Below are 16515 nucleotides of genomic sequence, written 5' to 3' on the forward strand. Positions count from 1 at the left end.
CTGGGGCTGTTGGAGCTGCGCGCCTTTGAGATGCCGCCCCACCCCCACATGAGCTGCGTCCAACAGCTCTTGCTGCGCGCGCTGGTGGCCCGCTTCTGGAATGCGCCCTACCAGGCGCCACTCACCCGCTGGGGCACTGCGCTGCACGACCGCTTCATGCTTCCGACCTTCATCCAAATGGACTTTGACGATGTGATGGCCGACATGAACGCCGCAGGCTATGGGTTTGACGCCAGCTGGTTCGCGCCGCACTACGAGTTCCGCTTTCCGCTGGTGGGCGCGGTGCAAACCATGGGCATGGAGCTGACATTGCGCTGCGCGCTGGAACCCTGGCATGTGATGGGCGAAGAGAGTGCGGCCGGCGGCACAGCGCGGTATGTGGACTCGAGCCTGGAGCGCATTGAGCTGCGGGTGACCGGGCTGAACGAGAGCCGCTATGTGCTCACCTGCAACGGCCAGGCACTGCCCCTGCAGAGCACCGGAACGGTGGGCGAATTTGTGGCCGCGGTGCGCTACAAGGCCTGGAACCCGCCCAGCAGCCTGCACCCCACCATCGGCGTGCACGCCCCGCTTACCTTTGACATCGTCGACACCTGGATGAAACGCTCGCTGGGCGGCTGCCGGTACTTTGTGTCCCACCCAGGCGGGCGCAGCTACAACAGCTTCCCGGTGAACAGCTACGAGGCCGAGAGCCGCCGGCTGGCCCGCTTTGCCGCCATGGGCCACAGCCCGGGCACGCTGGTCGTGCCGCCGGCCACCATTGGCGTGGCGGGCAGCAAGGAATTCCCGTTCACCAAAGACCTGCGCCGGCATTGAGCGCAGGGCCTGAGCGCAAGCGTCACAGCATGTGCGTTTAATCCACCGGATGCGAATCCCTTCCCTGCGTCTGCTGCCGGCGCTGCACTGGCCGGCCTTGCTACTTGCCAGTGCGGCGGGGAGTGTGCTGTTCATCGCCATCGGCGTGCCGGCCGGCGCGCTCCTGGGCTGCATGGTGGCGGCGGTGCTGCTGGCCTCGCAGGACATGGATGTGCAAATGCCGCCCTACCTGTTCGCGCTGGGCCAGGCTCTGATTGCCTGCCTGATGGCGCACAGCCTGCACCTCGAGGTGCTGCAGCGGGTGGCGGCCGACTGGATGCTGTTTCTGGGAATGGGCTCCGCGCTGGTGGCCGCCAGTGTGCTGCTGGGCTACTGGCTCATGCGCACCGGCCTGCTGCCGGGTACCACCGCCATCTGGGGCCTGGCGCCGGGGGCGGCTTCGGTGATGGTGCTGCTGGCCGAGGACTTTGGCGCCGACACGCGCCTGGTGGCCTTCATGCAGTACCTGCGGCTGGCTATCGTGGTGGCGCTGGCGTCGCTCGTTGCCCACAGCGCCACCGGCTGGGGCCAGCCCCACGATGCCCTCAACGCTGCCCTCCATCCTTCCGGCCTGAACGCCTCCATGCTGCAAGACTGGGTTACCCAATTCAGACAGTGGCTGACGGTGCATAACCCGCTGCATGCCGGCCTTACCGTGGCGCTGGCGCTGGCCTGCGCGTGGCTGGGGCGGCGCTGGGGCGTGCCCGGTGGCACCCTGCTCGTGCCCATGCTCGCGGCCATGGCCTTTGACAACCTCAGCCCCTGGCGGCTTGAGCTGCCCGGGCCGGTGCTGCTGGTGGCCTATGCGGTGCTGGGCTGGGGCATCGGTCTGCGCTTTAACCGCACCATCCTGGCCCACGCCTGGCGCCTGTTGCCCCGCGTGCTGGCGGCCATCGGCGCGCTGATTGCGCTGGGGCTGCTGATGGCCGCAGGGCTTATGGCCTCGGGCCGCGTGGAACCGCTCACCGCCTACCTGGCCACCAGCCCCGGCGGGGCTGACTCGGTGGCGGTGATTGCCGCAGCCAGCGCGGTCGATATCGGGTTTGTCATGGCCATGCAGATAGTGCGCTTCTTCATGGTTTTGCTGTTCGGGCCGCGGCTGGCCCGCTGGCTGGTGGTGCGCTTACCCCAACGCAGCGCGGTCTGATTCTTTTAATTTTTTACTTTTGAAGGAGGTTTTCCATGCCATCCATTAATTTCATCGGCGGCGAAAAAGGTGGTGTCGGCAAATCGGTCGTCGCACGCGTGCTGGCGCAGTATTTCATTGACAAGGGCCGCCCCTTCACCGGCTTTGACACCGACCGCTCCCACACCTCTTTCGCGCGCTTTTACGCCGACTTCGCCGCGCCGGTGGTGGTGGACACCTATGAGGGCCTGGACCATATCGCCGGCGTGTTCGAGGAAGAAACCGAGGAGGGCCAGGTCCCTGATGTGATCGTCGATCTGGCAGCTCAAACCGCCACCCCGATGGCCCGATGGGTCAAAGACTCCGACCTGATTGCGCTGATGGCCGAGATGGGCGTGAAGGTCAACTTCTGGCACGTCGCCGATGTGGGCAAAGATTCCATGGACATGCTGGGCCGCCTGCTGGCGACCTACGGCGAAGGCCCCAACTACATCGTAGTGAAGAACCTGGGCCGCGGCAGCGACTTTTCTCTGCTCGACGGGTCGGAGGCGCTGGCCCGGGTCACAGGACTGGGCGGACAAATCATCAGCCTGCCGCAGCTGCACGAAGCCAGCATGCGCAAAATCGACCGGCAAAGCGCCAGTTTCTGGGAGGCCGTGCACCATAAGGACGGCGAACATGCCCTGGGCATGCTGGAGCGCCAACGCGTCAAGAGCTGGCTCAAGACCTGCTACGCCGCGCTCGATAAATTGCCATTGGACTGAAAGCCCTCCTGATAAGGCGCTGCCTTCACAAAGGACGCCGCAACACTGGACTGATTTAGCCGGACATTGATGTCAACCAAGTCGCTTTAGTTCCGTTTTTATGACAATGAGCAGGCTCCGCTATTCCGCAGGGCCCTCATCCACCAGGAAACCATGCCATGACACAACGTCGCGAATTCATCATGCAAGTGGCCCTCGGCAGCACCGCGCTGCTGGCCACCCAAGCCCAGGCCCAAGCTGCCATGCTGGCCGAAACCGACCCCCAAGCCGTTGCGCTGGGCTACAAGGCCGACACCACCAAGGTCGACGCCAAAAAGTTCCCCAAGCACGCCGCCACCCAGCTGTGCAACAACTGCGCCCTGTACCAAGGCAAAGTGTCTGACGCAGCCGCAGGTTGCCCCCTGTTCGGTGCCAAGCAGGTCGCCGGCAAGGGCTGGTGCAGCGCCTGGGCCAAGAAGGCCTGATTTCCGCCTCCCGCCCGGTTCGTCCGGGGCAGAAGCCGCCGCAAGCTCCGGGTTGCAGGCGGTTTTTTTATGTCCGGCAACCGGCTTACCTGGCTGGCATACTCAACAACAGATGAGCACATCGCCGGAATCCAGCCCTCCCGCAAGCCCTGCCCAAGCCGGCACCGCGCTGCACAACTCACTGCCCAGAATGCAGGCCTGTGCTGCCGCCGCCGGCCACTTCGACGAACTGCGTGGTGCTCTCATTTCAGGAGCTGATGACGCAGCATTGACGGGCGCTTGGGAGCAATTCTTTGCCAATCTGGCGGATTGCGATGCCGCCGCGCTCGACGCGCACACCGCCAGCCTGCAGCGCCAGATCCGCGACAACGGCGTGACCTACAACGTCTACGCCGACGAGGAGGGCCCGCAAAGGCCCTGGTCGCTGGACTTATTCCCCCTGATTGTGGATGCGCCCGACTGGGAGCACATCGAAGCCGGTGTGCAACAGCGCATGGGCCTGCTCGACGCGGTGATGGCCGATGTCTACGGCCCGCAAAACCTGCTGCACCGCGGCCTGCTGCCGGCGGCGCTGGTGCACGGCCACCCCGGCTACCTGCGGCCTATGGCCGGCGTGCAGCCCGCAGGCGGCGTGTATCTGCATGTGGCGGCCTTCGATCTGGCCCGCGGGCCCGACGGCAACTGGTGGGTGGTCGGGCAGCGTTGCCAGGCACCCAGCGGGCTGGGCTACCTGCTGGAAAACCGGCTCGCCGTCTCGCGCCAGTTTCCACAGGCGTTTCAGGCGCTCAAGGTGCAGCGACTGGCGCGCACCTACCGCGCGCTGATGGACAGCATCAAGACCGCCAGCCCGGCAGGCGCGCAGTCGCACATCGCGCTGCTCACCCCCGGGCCCTACAACGAGACTTACTTCGAACATGCCTACCTGGCCCGTTACCTCGGCATCACGCTGGTGGAGGGCCATGACCTGATGGTGCGCGACGAACGCCTGTTCCTCAAGACCCTGCGCGGGCTGGTGCCGGTGCATGGCCTGCTCAAGCGGGTGGACGACCAGTACCTTGATCCGCTGGAGCTGCGATCGGACTCCACGCTGGGCGTGCCCGGGCTGCTGCAGGCGATTCGCGCCGGCAATGTGCTGGTGGCCAACACGCCGGGCTCGGCGTTTCTGGAGTCCCCGGCGCTCTTGGGTTTTTTGCCGGCCATCTCGCAGGCGCTGCTGGGCGAGCCCTTGAGCCTGCCGGCCCTTCCCACCTGGTGGTGCGGCGAGCGCAACGCGATGGAGGAAGCCCTGCCCCTGCTGGCCGAGCGGGCGGTGAAGCCGACCTACCCGGGCTCGAGCATCCATCCCAGCTTTGACGCGGTGCTGGGCCACAACCTGAGCCGGGCTGCGCTGGACCGGCTGGCCGGCCGCATCGTGCGCCAGACTGATGAGCACACGGTGCAGGCCTATGTTCCGTTTTCGCAAATGCCTACCTGGAGTCAGTCCACCGATAACCCAAAAGGCTCCGCCATCGTGGCGCGATCGGTCATGCTGCGGGTGTTTGCCGTGTCCGACGGGCGTAACAGCGCGGGCGCGCCCGAGTGGCGCGTACTGCCTGGCGGGCTGGCCCGCGTGGCCGGAGCCAGCGCTGCCATGGCCTCGATGCAGCGCGGCGGCAGCAGCGCCGACGTGTGGGCCCTGACCCGCGGCGAGGTGGACACCACCACCCTGCTGCCCACCACCCTGACGCCCGCGGTGCTGGCCCAGCGCAAGCGCCTGGTCACCAGCCGTGCCTCGGAGAACCTCTACTGGCTGGGCCGCTACACCGAGCGCGCCGACAACACCATCCGCCTGGCCCGGCTGACGCTGGAGTTTCTGGGCGGCGAAGACCAGTCCAGCCCGCCGCTGCTTCAATGGCTGAGCCGGTTGGCAGAGCTCAACACGCTGGTGCTGCCGGGTGTGCCATCAGCGGTGCAGGCGCGGCGGGTGTTTGAGCGCTCCATCATCACGAGCCTGGCCTCGCCGGACGGCGCCACCAGCGTGGGCTTCAATATGCGGGCCCTGAAAATGGCGGCAGCCAAGGTGCGCGAGCGGCTCTCGCAGGAGCACTGGAACACCATCGTGCGGGCCGAGGAAGATATTTTTAAGCGATGCGCCGGGCTCTACGCCGGGGGCGACTACCCGCCCAATGAGGCGCTGCGTATCCTCAAAGACGCAAGCGACCACCTGGCCGCCATCACCGGCGCACAAACCGACCGCATGACCCGCGACGACGGCTGGCGCCTGCTGAGCATTGGCCGGCATGTGGAACGGCTGAACTTTCTTGCCACGGCGCTGGACCAGTCTTTTGAGAGCGGCTCGGTGGACACCGACGGCGGCTTCGAAGCGCTGCTCGCCCTGTTTGACAGCACCATCACCTTCAACGGCCAGTACCAGCAAAGCCGCGACGTGGCCGCCCTGCTCGACCTTCTGGTGCTCGACCGCGACAACCCCCGCTCGCTGGCCTGGGTGGCCCACACGCTGCGCGGCCGGCTTGCCAAGCTGGCGCAAAGCCCCACGCGCGACCTGTGCCCGATGAGCCGCAAGGTGCCCGCCCCCGAGGGGTGGGATCTCGCCGCCTTGTGCGACACACCGTCGGATGGCCCGGTGATGCCGGCCTTGCGCACCCTGCTCAAGGACTTGTGCGCTAGCGCCTACACCGTGTCGGAAGACATCAGCACCACCTATTTCACCCACTCGGGCGAAACCAAGCAAAGTCTGGGAACCTGATGCTCCTGCAAGTCACCCACGAAACCCGCTACGACTACCAGCCAGCGGTCGAAACCGCGCAGCACGTGGCCTACCTCGAGCCGCTGGCCCATGCGGGGCAGCAGGTGCTCAGCCACAGCCTGCTCATCAACCCGCAACCGGCGCAACAGCGCAGCGTGCGCGATGTGTATGGCAACCGGCGCTGTTTTTTTGCCCTGCAGGTGCCCCACGGGGTGCTGCAAGTGCGCTCGTGCAGCCTGGTGTCCACCTCCGCCACAGCGGCGCCGATGAGCGCAACCCCCTGGGAGACGCTGCGCGAGCAATTGCGCTACCAGGCCGGTGCGGTGTACGAGCCGGCGGCGGAGTTTGTGTTTGCCAGCTCCTTTGTGCCGAGGCAGATTGAGTTCTCGGCCTACGCCCGGGCCAGCTTTCGGGCAGGCGCCGATGTGCTGAGCGTGGCGCAGGACCTGATGGCGCGCATGCACGCCGACTTCACCTACGAGTCCCTGAGCACCCAGATCAACACCCCCGCGCTGGAGGCGCTGGAGCAGCGCAAGGGCGTGTGCCAGGACTTTGCCCACATCATGCTGGCCTGCTGGCGAAGCATGGGCCTGCCGGCGCGTTATGTGAGTGGTTACCTGCTCACCCAGCCGGCTCCGGGAGAGACCAAGCTGGTCGGCAGCGACGCCTCGCACGCCTGGGTCAGCATTTACGTGCCCGACCTGCCCGAAGGCGCGCGCTGGGTGAACTTTGACCCGACCAACAAGCGCTGGGGCTGGCACGCGCCGGGCGCGGATTATGTGACCCTGGCCACCGGCCGCGACTTCGGCGATGTGTCGCCCCTGCGCGGCGTCATCCACGGCGGTTCGCGGCATACCCTGAGCGTGGCTGTAACGGTGGAAGAAGTCGGGACGGGCGCGGCGCAGGCATCCGCGCCCACACCATCCCAGTCCCAGTCCCAGTCACAAACCTAGATCCCAATGCAAGCAAGCGCGCGATGTTGCTGCGTTTTTCATAGCTGCCACCGCAGGTAACATAAGCCTTAAAGCCCATTTTCATCCCTCAACCACAGAGACCCGCACCATGAGCATTTACGACAAACTCGCCGAACTTCAGATCACACTGCCCCCGGTGACGGTGCCCGCTGCCGCCTATGTGCCGTTTGTGCAAACCGGTAACCTGGTGTTTTTGAGCGGCCACATCGCCAGGAAAGACGGCAAGCCCTGGGTAGGCCAGCTCGGCAAAGACACGAGCACCGAAGAAGGCAAAGCCGCAGCCCGCGCAATCGCCATCGACCTGCTGGGCACCCTGCACGCCGCCGTCGGCGACCTCAACCGCGTCAAGCGCATCGTCAAGGTGATGTCGCTGGTCAACTCCACCCCCGACTTCACCGAGCAACACCTGGTGACCAACGGGGCGAGCGAACTCTTCGGCCAGGTGTTCGGCCCCCAAGTCGGCGCCCACGCCCGCAGCGCCTTCGGCGTGGCTCAGATACCGCTGGGAGCCTGTGTGGAGATTGAGTTGATTGCGGAGCTGTAAGGCGCGCTACCAGACCTGCAGCTGCAGCCGGTGTTGCGGCACTTGCTGAAACGCCTTGTCGCGGCTCACCAGCGTTGCCCCTGTAGCGATGGCATGGGCTGCAATCATCATGTCGAAGTCGCTGAGGTTGATGCCTTGAGACTCCAGCGTCGCGCACAGCTCGCCGTACACGGTGGCAACTTTCTCGTCCCAGGGCAACACATCCACGCGTTGCAGCAACTGGGTGAGCGCATTTCGCAATCCCGCCGCGCCAGCCTTGCGGTGAATGCCGTACTCCAGCTCAGCCAAGGTAACGCTGGAAATCACCACCTGGCCCACCACCAGCGCGCCTAAGCGCGCCAGCAAAGGGGCATCCCGCCCCTGCATGATGTGGCTGACCACATTGGTGTCCAGCATATAGCGCTGGTTCACGGCTCCAGGCATTCAAACGGGTCGCGCCGGGCGCGGGTCTGGCGACGCTCCAGCATTAAATCCTGGTCCTGATTGAGCGCCACTGCGTCCATCAGGCCCTGCCAATCGCTGGGCTTGCGGGACAAAACCACATCGCCGGTGAGCGGGTCGCGCCGGATAAAGACTTCCGCCACATCGAACCGGTATTCCAGAGGCAGGCGCACCGCCTGGCTGCGGCCTGAGGCAAAAATTTTCGCGGTTTGGTGCATGTGCAGTCCCCAAGTTGTTGGTATGTATCATGATATACACCAACACCTGTCGTGTCAAAGCAAGCGCCACACCCCCTGCCCTTCAACCGCACGCAGCCACTCTGGCGGCACCAGACCCGGCGCAATCTCGGCCAAGGGCAGCAGCACGAAAGCGCGCCCGGCCATGCGGGGGTGGGGCACGGTAAGCGCGGGGCTCGCAATGCGGGCAGATCCGAAGAGCAAGAGGTCCAGATCCAGGGTGCGGGGCGCGTTGCGGTAGGGGCGCTCGCGGCCGGCTTGCTGCTCTTGCGCTTGCAAGCCTGCCAACAAGGCGGGAGCGGTGAGGCGGGTGTCTAGCGCGGCTACCGCGTTGACATAATCCGGCCCGCCGGAATCTACCGGGGTGCTGCGGTACAAGCCCGACGTGGCTAAGAGAGTGGTGTGCGGCAGCGCGGCCAGCCCCGCGATCGCGCTGCGCACCGTGGCAGCGGGGTCGCCCAGGTTGGCGCCCAGGCCGATGTAGACCCTGACCGGTTCGCGCAACGCCAAGGCTCAGTCGCCGGAGGCTGCGGGGCCGCCCCCCGCACCGTCTACGCTGCCACCTTCACCGGCACCGCGCGCTGCGCCACCCCGGCGACGCCGGCGGCGCTTGCGGGGCGCATCTCCGGCGCTATCTCCGGCGCCATCTCCGACGATAGTTCCACCCATTTTTCCGCCCGTGTCGCCCGCAAAATCAGCGCCATCACCCGCTTCGTCAGAGTGCGCCGCAGACGACGCATCGCCCCCATCCGGCCGTTCTCCCGCGGCGGGCGCAGGCCTTGGCGCACGGGCGGTGCGCGCCGGGCGGGGGCCTTTGGGAACCATTTTGCGTTGCTGCTGTTGCTCGGTGCGGACCTGATCCACCATGTCCTGGCGCACCTCGTCGCTGGCGGTGCTGAACTCCTGCCACCAGTCGGCCAGGGTTTCATCAATCTCGCCCGCTTCGGCGCGCAGGCGCATGAAGTCAAAAGACGCCCGAAAACGCGGCTGCTCGACCATGCCGAAGGGCGTGCTGCCCACCCGCTTGTCAAAGCGCGGCTGCATGAGCCAGATTTCGCGCATGTCGCCGGCGAGCTTGCCGCGGCCCGACACATCGCCGATGCGGGCGTTGAACACGTCTTCAATCGCATCCTGCAGCGCAGGGTGGCTGTGCTGACCGCTTTGCAGGCGTTGGGCCCAGCCGTCGCGCACATCGGCCCACAGCACGCACGCCAGCAGAAAGCTCGGCGCCACCGGCTTGTCCTCGCTGACGCGGCGGTCGGTGTCTTTGAGAGCAGCGGCCACAAAGTCCTGTTCGGCCCGCTCCACCACCACGTCCAGCAGCGGGTAGATGCCGGTGGCCAGACCGAGCAGCTTGAGTTGCTCGATCGAGGCCAGCGCGTGGCCGGTTTGCAGCAGCTTGAGCATCTCGTCAAACAAGCGGCTCTGCGGCACATCGTTCAGGAGCTTCTGGCTCTTGATCAGCGGGCCGGCGGTCTTGGGCTCGAGCTTGAAGCCCAGCGGGCTGAGCTTGGCCGCAAAACGTACCGCGCGGATGATGCGCACCGGGTCTTCGCGGTAGCGGGTGGCGGCGTCGCCAATCATGCGCAGGGTGCGGCTCTTGGAGTCTTTCAGGCCATTGTGATAGTCGACCACGATTTGCGTTTCGGGGTCGTAGTACATGGCGTTGATGGTGAAGTCGCGGCGCACCGCGTCTTCCTCCTGCGGGCCCCAGACGTTGTCGCGCAGCACGCGGCCGGTGCTGTCCACCGCGTGTTTCATGCCGGCGAGCTCGCTCTTGCTGGTGCGTTCGTTGCCGGCGACCTGTTCGGCCGCGGCATTGTCCAGATAGGCACGGAAGGTGGACACCTCAATCACCTCGTGCTCGCGCCCCCGGCCGTAGACCACGTGCACGATGCGGAAACGCCGCCCGATGATGAAGGCCCGGCGGAACAGGCTTTTCACCTGCTCGGGTGTGGCGTTGGTGGCCACGTCAAAGTCCTTGGGCCGCAGGCCGACCAGCAGGTCGCGCACCGCGCCGCCCACCACATAGGCTTCAAAACCGGCTTGTTTGAGGGTGCGCACCACGTTCACAGCGCGCTCATCCACCAGAGTGGGGTCGATGCCGTGCACCGAGGCGGGAATATCAACGCGCTTGCCGAAGCGGGACTTGGCAGCAGCGCCAGCACGGTCCTTGCCCAGCAATTTATCGATGAATTTTTTGATCAATGTCAGTTTCCTAGCGGTCCTGCCCGGGGGTCAGGAGAAGAGCTCGAGTATGCGCCATCCCCGCTGCCCCGCCAGCGCGCGCAGGCGCGGATCGGGGTTGGTAGCCACCGGCACGTCGGCCTTCTCCATGAGCGGGAGATCGTTGATGGAGTCCGAATAAAAGGTGGTGTGCACCGCATCCCAGGCCAGCCCGCGGGCGGCCAGCCACTGCTCGACGCGGGTGACCTTGCCTTCGCGAAACGAGGGCACGCCGGCAATTTCGCCGGTGTACCAGCCGGTGCCGCCGGGGGCATCGTCCACCACCAGATCCACCGCAATCAGCTCCCCCACGCCGAACGCCGCCGCAATCGGGCGGGTCACGAAGGCGTTGGTCGCGGTCACGATGACCACATCGTCTCCCGCAGCCTGATGGTCCCGCACCAGCTTCAGGGCCTGCGGTTGAATGCTTTTTTCGATGAAATCACGCATGAAATCTGCGTGGGCAGCTATCGATTTACTAGCACCCTGGCGGACCACCGCCGCCGTGGCAAACCGGCAATAGGCGTGAATATCCAGGGTTCCGGCCTTGTAGTGCTCGTAAAACTCCTGGTTTTTCTGCTGGAAGGCGTCGGCATCGGTCCAGCCCAGTGCGGTGGTGAATTCGCCCCAGGCGAAGTCAGAGTCCAGCGGAATCAGGGTGTGGTCCAGGTCAAAAAGTGCGAGCTTGCGGGCGGTCATGTGTTTTCCAGCATGGATTTGATGAGGGGAATGGTGATGGCGCGCTGCGTCTGCAGCGAGTAGCCGTCCAGCAGGTCCAGCAGCTCCATCAGGCTGCCGAGGTCGCGGCTGAAGCGTTTGAGCATGAAGTCCATCACCTCATCGCTCAGGAACACGCCGCGCGCGTCTGCCGCTTTGCGCAGCACCCCGCGCCGCTCGGCCTCGCACAGCAGCTGCAGGCTGAAGATGTGCCCCCAGCCCAGCCGGGTGCGCAGGTCGTCGCGCAGCTTCAGGTCCGCAGGCGCCCACAGACCGGCGGCAAGCACCGGCTTGTGGTGCGTTTGTGCATTGACAAACCAGTTAAAGGCCACGTGCTGCTGCTCGGCGGTGAAAAGATGCACGTCGTCGAGCAGCACCGCGGCCCAGCGCTCGTCGAACGCGGCGGGCACATCGGTAGCACCCAGCCAGCCCACCTGGGCGCCCTGCTCGCGCAGTCCCTCGCGGACGGCTTGGAGGAGGTGACTCTTGCCGCTCCCCTCAGGCCCCCAGAGGTAGATGGGAACCGGTGAGCGTGTGGCCGCCTGACTCTTATCGCCAAGCCACAGACGAAGGTGCTTGAGCGCCGCCTCGTTGGGGCCGGCAAAGAAGTTGTTAACCGTGGGGCCTGCGCTCAGGCCGATGTCCAGCGCAATCTGTTTCATGCGCTCCGATCAGCCCAGGTACAGCCGGCTGGACAGATAACCGGCGCGCGCGCGGCGAATGGCTACCAGCAACACCGCGCTGACCGGCAGGGCCACCAGCACGCCCACGAAACCAAACAGCTGCCCGAAGGCCAGCAAGGCAAAAATCACCGCCAGAGGATGCAGCCCGATGCGCTCGCCCACCAGACGCGGCGTGAGCAAAAAGCTCTCAATCGCCTGCCCCAGGCCGTACACCACCGCCACCATCAGCAAGGGGTAGGCAATGCCCTGCGTTGCAGAGAACTCCAGCAGGCCCGCCAGCAAGGCCAGCACCAGCCCCACGCCAAATCCCACATAGGGCACAAAAATCGCCAACCCGGTGAAGATGCCAATCGGCAGCGCCAGATCGAGCCCGAAGAGCGCGAGCCCACCGCTGTAGCCCACGGCCAGCAACATCATCACCAGCAGCTGCCCGCGCAAATACTGCCCCAGCACCTGATCGGCCTCCCGCAGGAAGCCGTCGGTGGGCGCGCGCATGCGGGGCGGCACCAGCGAGCGCAACTGACCCATGAAGCGGCTCCAGTCCATCAGCAGGTAAAACAAGGCCACCGGGATCAGGATGGCATTGCCGATCAAGGCAAAGGCGACGCTGCCGCCGAGCTTGACCGAGGCCAGCACCGACGCAAACGCGTCTTCAAAGTTGGCGTTGAGGTACTTCATCACGAAGGATTTGATGCTGTCCACGTCCAGCGAGAGCTTGATGCCCCACTGCGCAAGCCAAGGCCTGAGGCTGCCATTGAGCTGGTCCAGCAAGGCGGGCAACTGCTCACGCATCAGCGGCATCTCTTTGGCCAGGATGGGCACGATCAGCAAAGCCACGCTCAGCAGCGCCAGCAGAAAGAAGGCCTCCACCAGCAGCACCGCCACCATGCGCGGCATGCGGCCGCGGCCGGCGGTGTCAAGCCAGTCCACCACCGGCGTGAGCGCGTAGGCCAGGACCGCCGCCAGCGCAAACGGCGCCAACACCGGCGCCAGTAGCCACAACACCAGCGCGCAGGCCGCAGCCATGGCCGACCATGCGACAAAGCTTTTTTGGGTGGGGGAGAAATTCATGAGACGAAACGAGTGGGGGCGAACCCTTAAAATCTGAGCAAATTCTATCGGTGTCCGCCTTCGCCGGACGCCACCCTCACCCCGCCATGACCCAAACCTCCGCTTCCACTCCCCTTTCTTACAAAGACGCCGGTGTCGACATCGTGGCCGGCGACGCGCTGGTCGAGCGCATCAAGCCGCTGGCCAAAAAGACGATGCGCGAAGGTGTGTTGGCGGGCATCGGAGGTTTCGGCGCGCTGTTTGAGGTGCCCAAGCGTTACCAGGAGCCGGTGCTTGTAAGTGGCACCGATGGCGTAGGCACCAAGCTCAAGCTGGCCTTTGAGTGGGGCATGCACGACACCGTGGGCATCGACCTGGTGGCCATGAGCGTGAACGATGTGCTGGTGCAAGGCGCCGAGCCGCTGTTTTTTCTGGACTACTTTGCCTGCGGCAAGTTGGATGTGGACACCGCCGCTGCGGTGGTGGGCGGCATCGCCCGGGGCTGCGAGCTCTCCGGCTGCGCCCTGATCGGCGGCGAGACGGCCGAGATGCCGGGCATGTACCCCGCGGGCGAATACGATCTCGCCGGCTTTGCGGTGGGCGTAGTCGAAAAGTCAAAGATCCTTACCGGCGCTGAGGTGCAAGCGGGGGATGTGGTGCTGGGTCTGGCGTCGTCCGGCGTGCACTCCAATGGGTTCAGCCTGGTGCGCAAGTGCATCGAGCGCGCTGAAAGCGCCGGCACCCTGCCCGCCACGCTGGATGGCAAGCCCTTCAAAGCCGCCATCATGGAGCCCACCCGCCTGTATGTGAAAAACGTGCTGGCCGCGCTGGCAGCCCACCCGCACACCGAGGCGAGCGGCGGCATCAAGGCCCTGGCCCACATCACCGGCGGCGGCCTGCTGGAGAACATTCCGCGCGTGCTGCCCGATGGTTTGGCCGCCCACCTGACCCATGGCAGCTGGCCGCAGACCGAGCTGTTTGCCTGGCTGCAGCGGACCGCCGGCATTGACAACACCGAAATGAACCGCACCTTCAATAACGGCATCGGCATGGTGGTGGTGGTGGATGCGGCGAAGGCGGATGCGGTGTCCGCCACGCTGCGCGCCAGCGGAGAGACGGTCCACACCGTGGGCGTGATTGCTGTACAGGGCAGCGGCGCGCAGGTCGTGGTGGCCTAAATGCTTGCAGCGGCGGGCTTAGCGCCCGCTGCTTTCGCGCAGGCCCTTGACCTGGTTGGCCACCAGGCCCACATCGATCACGTTTTCGGCGTGGGACAGGTACAACTCCAAGTCCGCGAGCGCCTCATTGGCATGACCGAGCTCTGCGTGGGCCATGCCGCGGTCGCGGTATTCCGACCAGGCCTGCGGCAGCAAAATCACCAGCCGCTCCTGCACCGCCAGCAAGCGCTGCCAGTCCTGCTGCGATCGGTAAATTTCTTTTAGGTTGCGCAGCATGCGGGCGATGATGTCTCTCCCTGTGGCAGGCTGCAGATACAGTCCCAGCGGCGCTTCAAACGATTCCACCAGCCCGCTGCGGCGGCGGTAGGGCTCGAGCATTTCGGACAATGCCTCGCGGCTCAGCGACCGCCCGGACATCGGATCAATCACCGCCATGCCCATGGGCAAACTCACCTTGACCAAAAAATGTCCCGGAAAGCTCACGCCCTTGGCGTCCAACCGCAGGCCGTGCGCAAGCTCCATCCACAGCACCGCCAGCGAAATCGGAATGCCCCGCCGCTGCCTCAGCATCTCGGAGAGAAAGCTGTTGTCGGGGTCGTAGTAGTTGTTGACGTTGCCGCCAAAGCCCAGGTCGTTGTAGAAAAACTGGTTGAGCACCCGTATTTTTTGCAGCGGCGCCGCATCGGCAGCCAGCCTGCGCTGCACCCGCGCTTGGAGCTGGTCTACCGTGTCCAGGCAGCCCTGCAGGTCGAGCGCGGGGTATTCGTCCTGCGCAAGACAGAGCGCCGCCTCGAGCAGTGGAAAACTGTCGTCACTTTGCACCAAGCGGGCAAAGTAGGCGTGCGGGGTGGGAACACTGAAATCTAAATGCATGACAGCTCCACTTTACCGCTTTATGAACTGCCGCACATTCAGGCCCGCCACCCGCAGCACCGCGAAGTAAAGCCCCGCTGCCCCTGCCAACAGCAATGCCAGCCAGCCGATGCGCAGCCAGGCCTGCGCGCGCATTTCCACCCAGTCAACCAGACCCTGCGCCCACATCAGGTAAGCCACCAGCACGGCAGTGGCAGCAGCCACCTGCAACACAAAGCGCCCCCAGCCCGCCAGCGGCCGGAAGCTGCCCCGCCGCACCAGCCCCACCAGCAGCCAGCCCGCGTTGAGCAGTGCGCCCAGGCTGATAGACAGCGACAGCCCTGCGTGTTGGAAGTGCGGCACCAGTACCAGATTCATCAGCTGGGTCGCAATCAGCACCACCACCGCAATGCGCACGGGGGTCTTGATATCCTGGCTGGCGTAGTAGCCCGGCGCCAGCACCTTGATGGCCACCAAGCCCACCAGACCGACCCCCCAGCCCATCAGCGCGCGGGTGGTTTGCATTACGTCGGCCCCGGTGAAAGCGCCATAGTGGTAAAGCACGGCCACGATGGGTTTGGCAAAAAGCAGCAGCCCCACAGCGCAGGGCACCGCTAGCAACACCACGATTCGCAGGCCCCAATCCAGCAGGGCCGAATAATTTTGCGCATCGTCCCGCGCGCGGGCGCCGGCCAGCTGCGGCATGAGCACCACACCCAACGCCACACCCAACATCGCGGTGGGGAACTCCATCAAGCGATCGGCGTAGGTGAGCCAGCTCACACTGCCGGTGGGGAGGTGCGAGGCAATCTGCGTATTGATGAGCAGGGAAATCTGCGCCACGCTCACACCGAGAAGCGCCGGCAGCATCAGCCGGCCGATGTTGCGCGTATCGGGGTCGGCCACAGCCTGGCGCAGCGAACTGAGCGAAAGCCCCAGGCGCGGCAGCATGCCAATCTTGAGCAGGGCCGGAATTTGCACCAGCAACTGCAGCAGCCCGCCCAGCATCACCCCCGCCGCCATGGCAAAAATCGGCTCAATGCCCTGTTGCCGGAACCATGGCACCAGGAGCCAGGCCGCGCCGATCATGCACACATTGAGCAGCACCGGCGTTGCGGCAGGCACGGCAAAACGCTTCCAGGTATTGAGCACGCCGGACGCCAGCGCCACCATCGACATAAAGCCGATGTAGGGAAACATGAAACGCGTCATAAAGACGGCGGCGTCAAAACCCGCGGGGTCTTTTTGCAGACCGCTGGCCATAGCCCACACCAGCCAGGGGGCGGCTAAAACGCCCACAACACAGGTCACTACCAGCGCCAGAACCAGCAGCGTAGCCACCCGGTCGACAAGCACTTTGGTGGGCGCATCGCCATGGCGCGCCTTGCTGGCGGCCAGCACCGGCACAAAAGCCTGGCTGAAGGCGCCCTCGGCAAACAGCCGGCGAAACAGGTTGGGGATTCGGAAGGCGACGTTGAACGCGTCTGTCATCGCACTGGCGCCAAAGGCCGCCGCCATCAGAAGCTCCCGCGCCAGGCCGGTAATGCGGGAGGCCAAGGTCCACAGGGACACGGTCGAAACAGATTTGATGAGACTCACAACAGTAAGTGTAGTGCGCTATAAATGTGCGTCTCAGTGTTCGATAATGCCCGCGCTTAT

At 65.2% G+C, this 16515-nt stretch carries 17 protein-coding genes; 8 read left to right on the forward strand and 9 right to left on the reverse strand.

The genetic code is table 11. The features are described 5' to 3' along the window. The 7 genes from Q0O05_RS08055 to Q0O05_RS08085 form a co-directional block, all read left to right on the forward strand. Positions 1-816, forward strand: an 816-nt coding sequence (locus Q0O05_RS08055; RefSeq protein ID WP_293661933.1) for a transglutaminase family protein, incomplete at its 5' end; no start/stop codon positions are given. A gap of 49 nt (positions 817-865) precedes the next feature. Further along, positions 866-2002 (forward strand): AbrB family transcriptional regulator, encoded by a 1137-nt coding sequence (locus tag Q0O05_RS08060; RefSeq protein ID WP_293661935.1) that lies wholly within the window; start codon positions 866-868, stop codon positions 2000-2002. Positions 2003-2037: 35 nt separating this feature from the next. Continuing rightward, entirely contained in the window at positions 2038-2745 is a 708-nt protein-coding gene (locus Q0O05_RS08065; protein ID WP_293661937.1) for a mobilization protein, read from the forward strand. A 158-nt stretch (positions 2746-2903) separates the two neighbouring features. Beyond that, positions 2904-3209 (forward strand): high-potential iron-sulfur protein, encoded by a 306-nt coding sequence (locus Q0O05_RS08070; RefSeq protein WP_293661938.1) that lies wholly within the window; start codon positions 2904-2906, stop codon positions 3207-3209. Between the two features lie 112 nt (positions 3210-3321). Beyond that, positions 3322-5955 (forward strand): circularly permuted type 2 ATP-grasp protein, encoded by a 2634-nt coding sequence (locus tag Q0O05_RS08075; RefSeq protein WP_293661939.1) that lies wholly within the window; start codon positions 3322-3324, stop codon positions 5953-5955. Next, positions 5955-6908, forward strand: coding sequence for a transglutaminase family protein (locus Q0O05_RS08080; protein ID WP_293661940.1), 954 nt, complete (start codon positions 5955-5957; stop codon positions 6906-6908). Before Q0O05_RS08075 ends, Q0O05_RS08080 begins: the two co-directional genes overlap by 1 nt. A gap of 109 nt (positions 6909-7017) precedes the next feature. Then, entirely contained in the window at positions 7018-7473 is a 456-nt protein-coding gene (locus tag Q0O05_RS08085; RefSeq protein ID WP_293661942.1) for a RidA family protein, read from the forward strand. A gap of 6 nt (positions 7474-7479) precedes the next feature. Here the strand turns inward: Q0O05_RS08085 and Q0O05_RS08090 are convergent, their stop codons facing one another. Genes Q0O05_RS08090 through Q0O05_RS08120 form a run of 7 tightly spaced genes read right to left on the reverse strand, consistent with a single transcriptional unit; the run spans position 7480 to position 12847 of the window. Beyond that, on the reverse strand, positions 7480-7884 hold the full coding sequence (locus Q0O05_RS08090; protein WP_293661944.1) for a type II toxin-antitoxin system VapC family toxin: 405 nt from the start codon (positions 7882-7884) through the stop codon (positions 7480-7482). After that, positions 7881-8132, reverse strand: coding sequence for an AbrB/MazE/SpoVT family DNA-binding domain-containing protein (locus Q0O05_RS08095; protein WP_293661946.1), 252 nt, complete (start codon positions 8130-8132; stop codon positions 7881-7883). The genes Q0O05_RS08090 and Q0O05_RS08095 overlap by 4 nt, the downstream gene beginning before the upstream one ends. A 54-nt stretch (positions 8133-8186) precedes the next feature. Continuing rightward, the gene (gene folK, locus Q0O05_RS08100) at positions 8187-8660 is read right to left on the reverse strand and encodes a 2-amino-4-hydroxy-6-hydroxymethyldihydropteridine diphosphokinase (protein ID WP_293661948.1); all 474 of its coding nucleotides are present in this window, start codon (positions 8658-8660) and stop codon (positions 8187-8189) included. A 3-nt stretch (positions 8661-8663) separates the two neighbouring features. Further along, entirely contained in the window at positions 8664-10358 is a 1695-nt protein-coding gene (gene pcnB / locus Q0O05_RS08105; protein WP_293661950.1) for a polynucleotide adenylyltransferase PcnB, read from the reverse strand. A 30-nt stretch (positions 10359-10388) separates the two neighbouring features. Next, a complete protein-coding gene (locus Q0O05_RS08110; protein ID WP_293661952.1) occupies positions 10389-11075 on the reverse strand; it encodes an HAD family hydrolase in 687 nt (228 codons plus the stop codon). Then, complete coding sequence (hda, locus tag Q0O05_RS08115; protein WP_293661954.1) at positions 11072-11755, reverse strand: DnaA regulatory inactivator Hda; 684 nt, start codon at positions 11753-11755, stop codon at positions 11072-11074. The genes Q0O05_RS08110 and hda overlap by 4 nt, the downstream gene beginning before the upstream one ends. A gap of 9 nt (positions 11756-11764) precedes the next feature. Next, complete coding sequence (locus tag Q0O05_RS08120) at positions 11765-12847, reverse strand: AI-2E family transporter (protein WP_293661956.1); 1083 nt, start codon at positions 12845-12847, stop codon at positions 11765-11767. 86 nt (positions 12848-12933) lie between these two features. Between Q0O05_RS08120 and purM the strand changes: the two genes are divergently transcribed. Further along, positions 12934-14004 (forward strand): phosphoribosylformylglycinamidine cyclo-ligase, encoded by a 1071-nt coding sequence (gene purM, locus Q0O05_RS08125; RefSeq protein WP_293661958.1) that lies wholly within the window; start codon positions 12934-12936, stop codon positions 14002-14004. An 18-nt stretch (positions 14005-14022) separates the two neighbouring features. Here purM and Q0O05_RS08130 read toward each other — a convergent pair whose 3' ends face one another. Next, positions 14023-14877 (reverse strand): tetratricopeptide repeat protein, encoded by an 855-nt coding sequence (locus Q0O05_RS08130; RefSeq protein WP_293661960.1) that lies wholly within the window; start codon positions 14875-14877, stop codon positions 14023-14025. A gap of 12 nt (positions 14878-14889) precedes the next feature. Beyond that, entirely contained in the window at positions 14890-16455 is a 1566-nt protein-coding gene (gene murJ, locus Q0O05_RS08135) for a murein biosynthesis integral membrane protein MurJ (protein WP_293661962.1), read from the reverse strand. Positions 16456-16515 lie beyond the last annotated feature (60 nt).

It is taken from the genome of Rhodoferax sp. OV413, assembly GCF_945881795.1.
Lineage (GTDB): Bacteria > Pseudomonadota > Gammaproteobacteria > Burkholderiales > Burkholderiaceae_C > Allorhodoferax.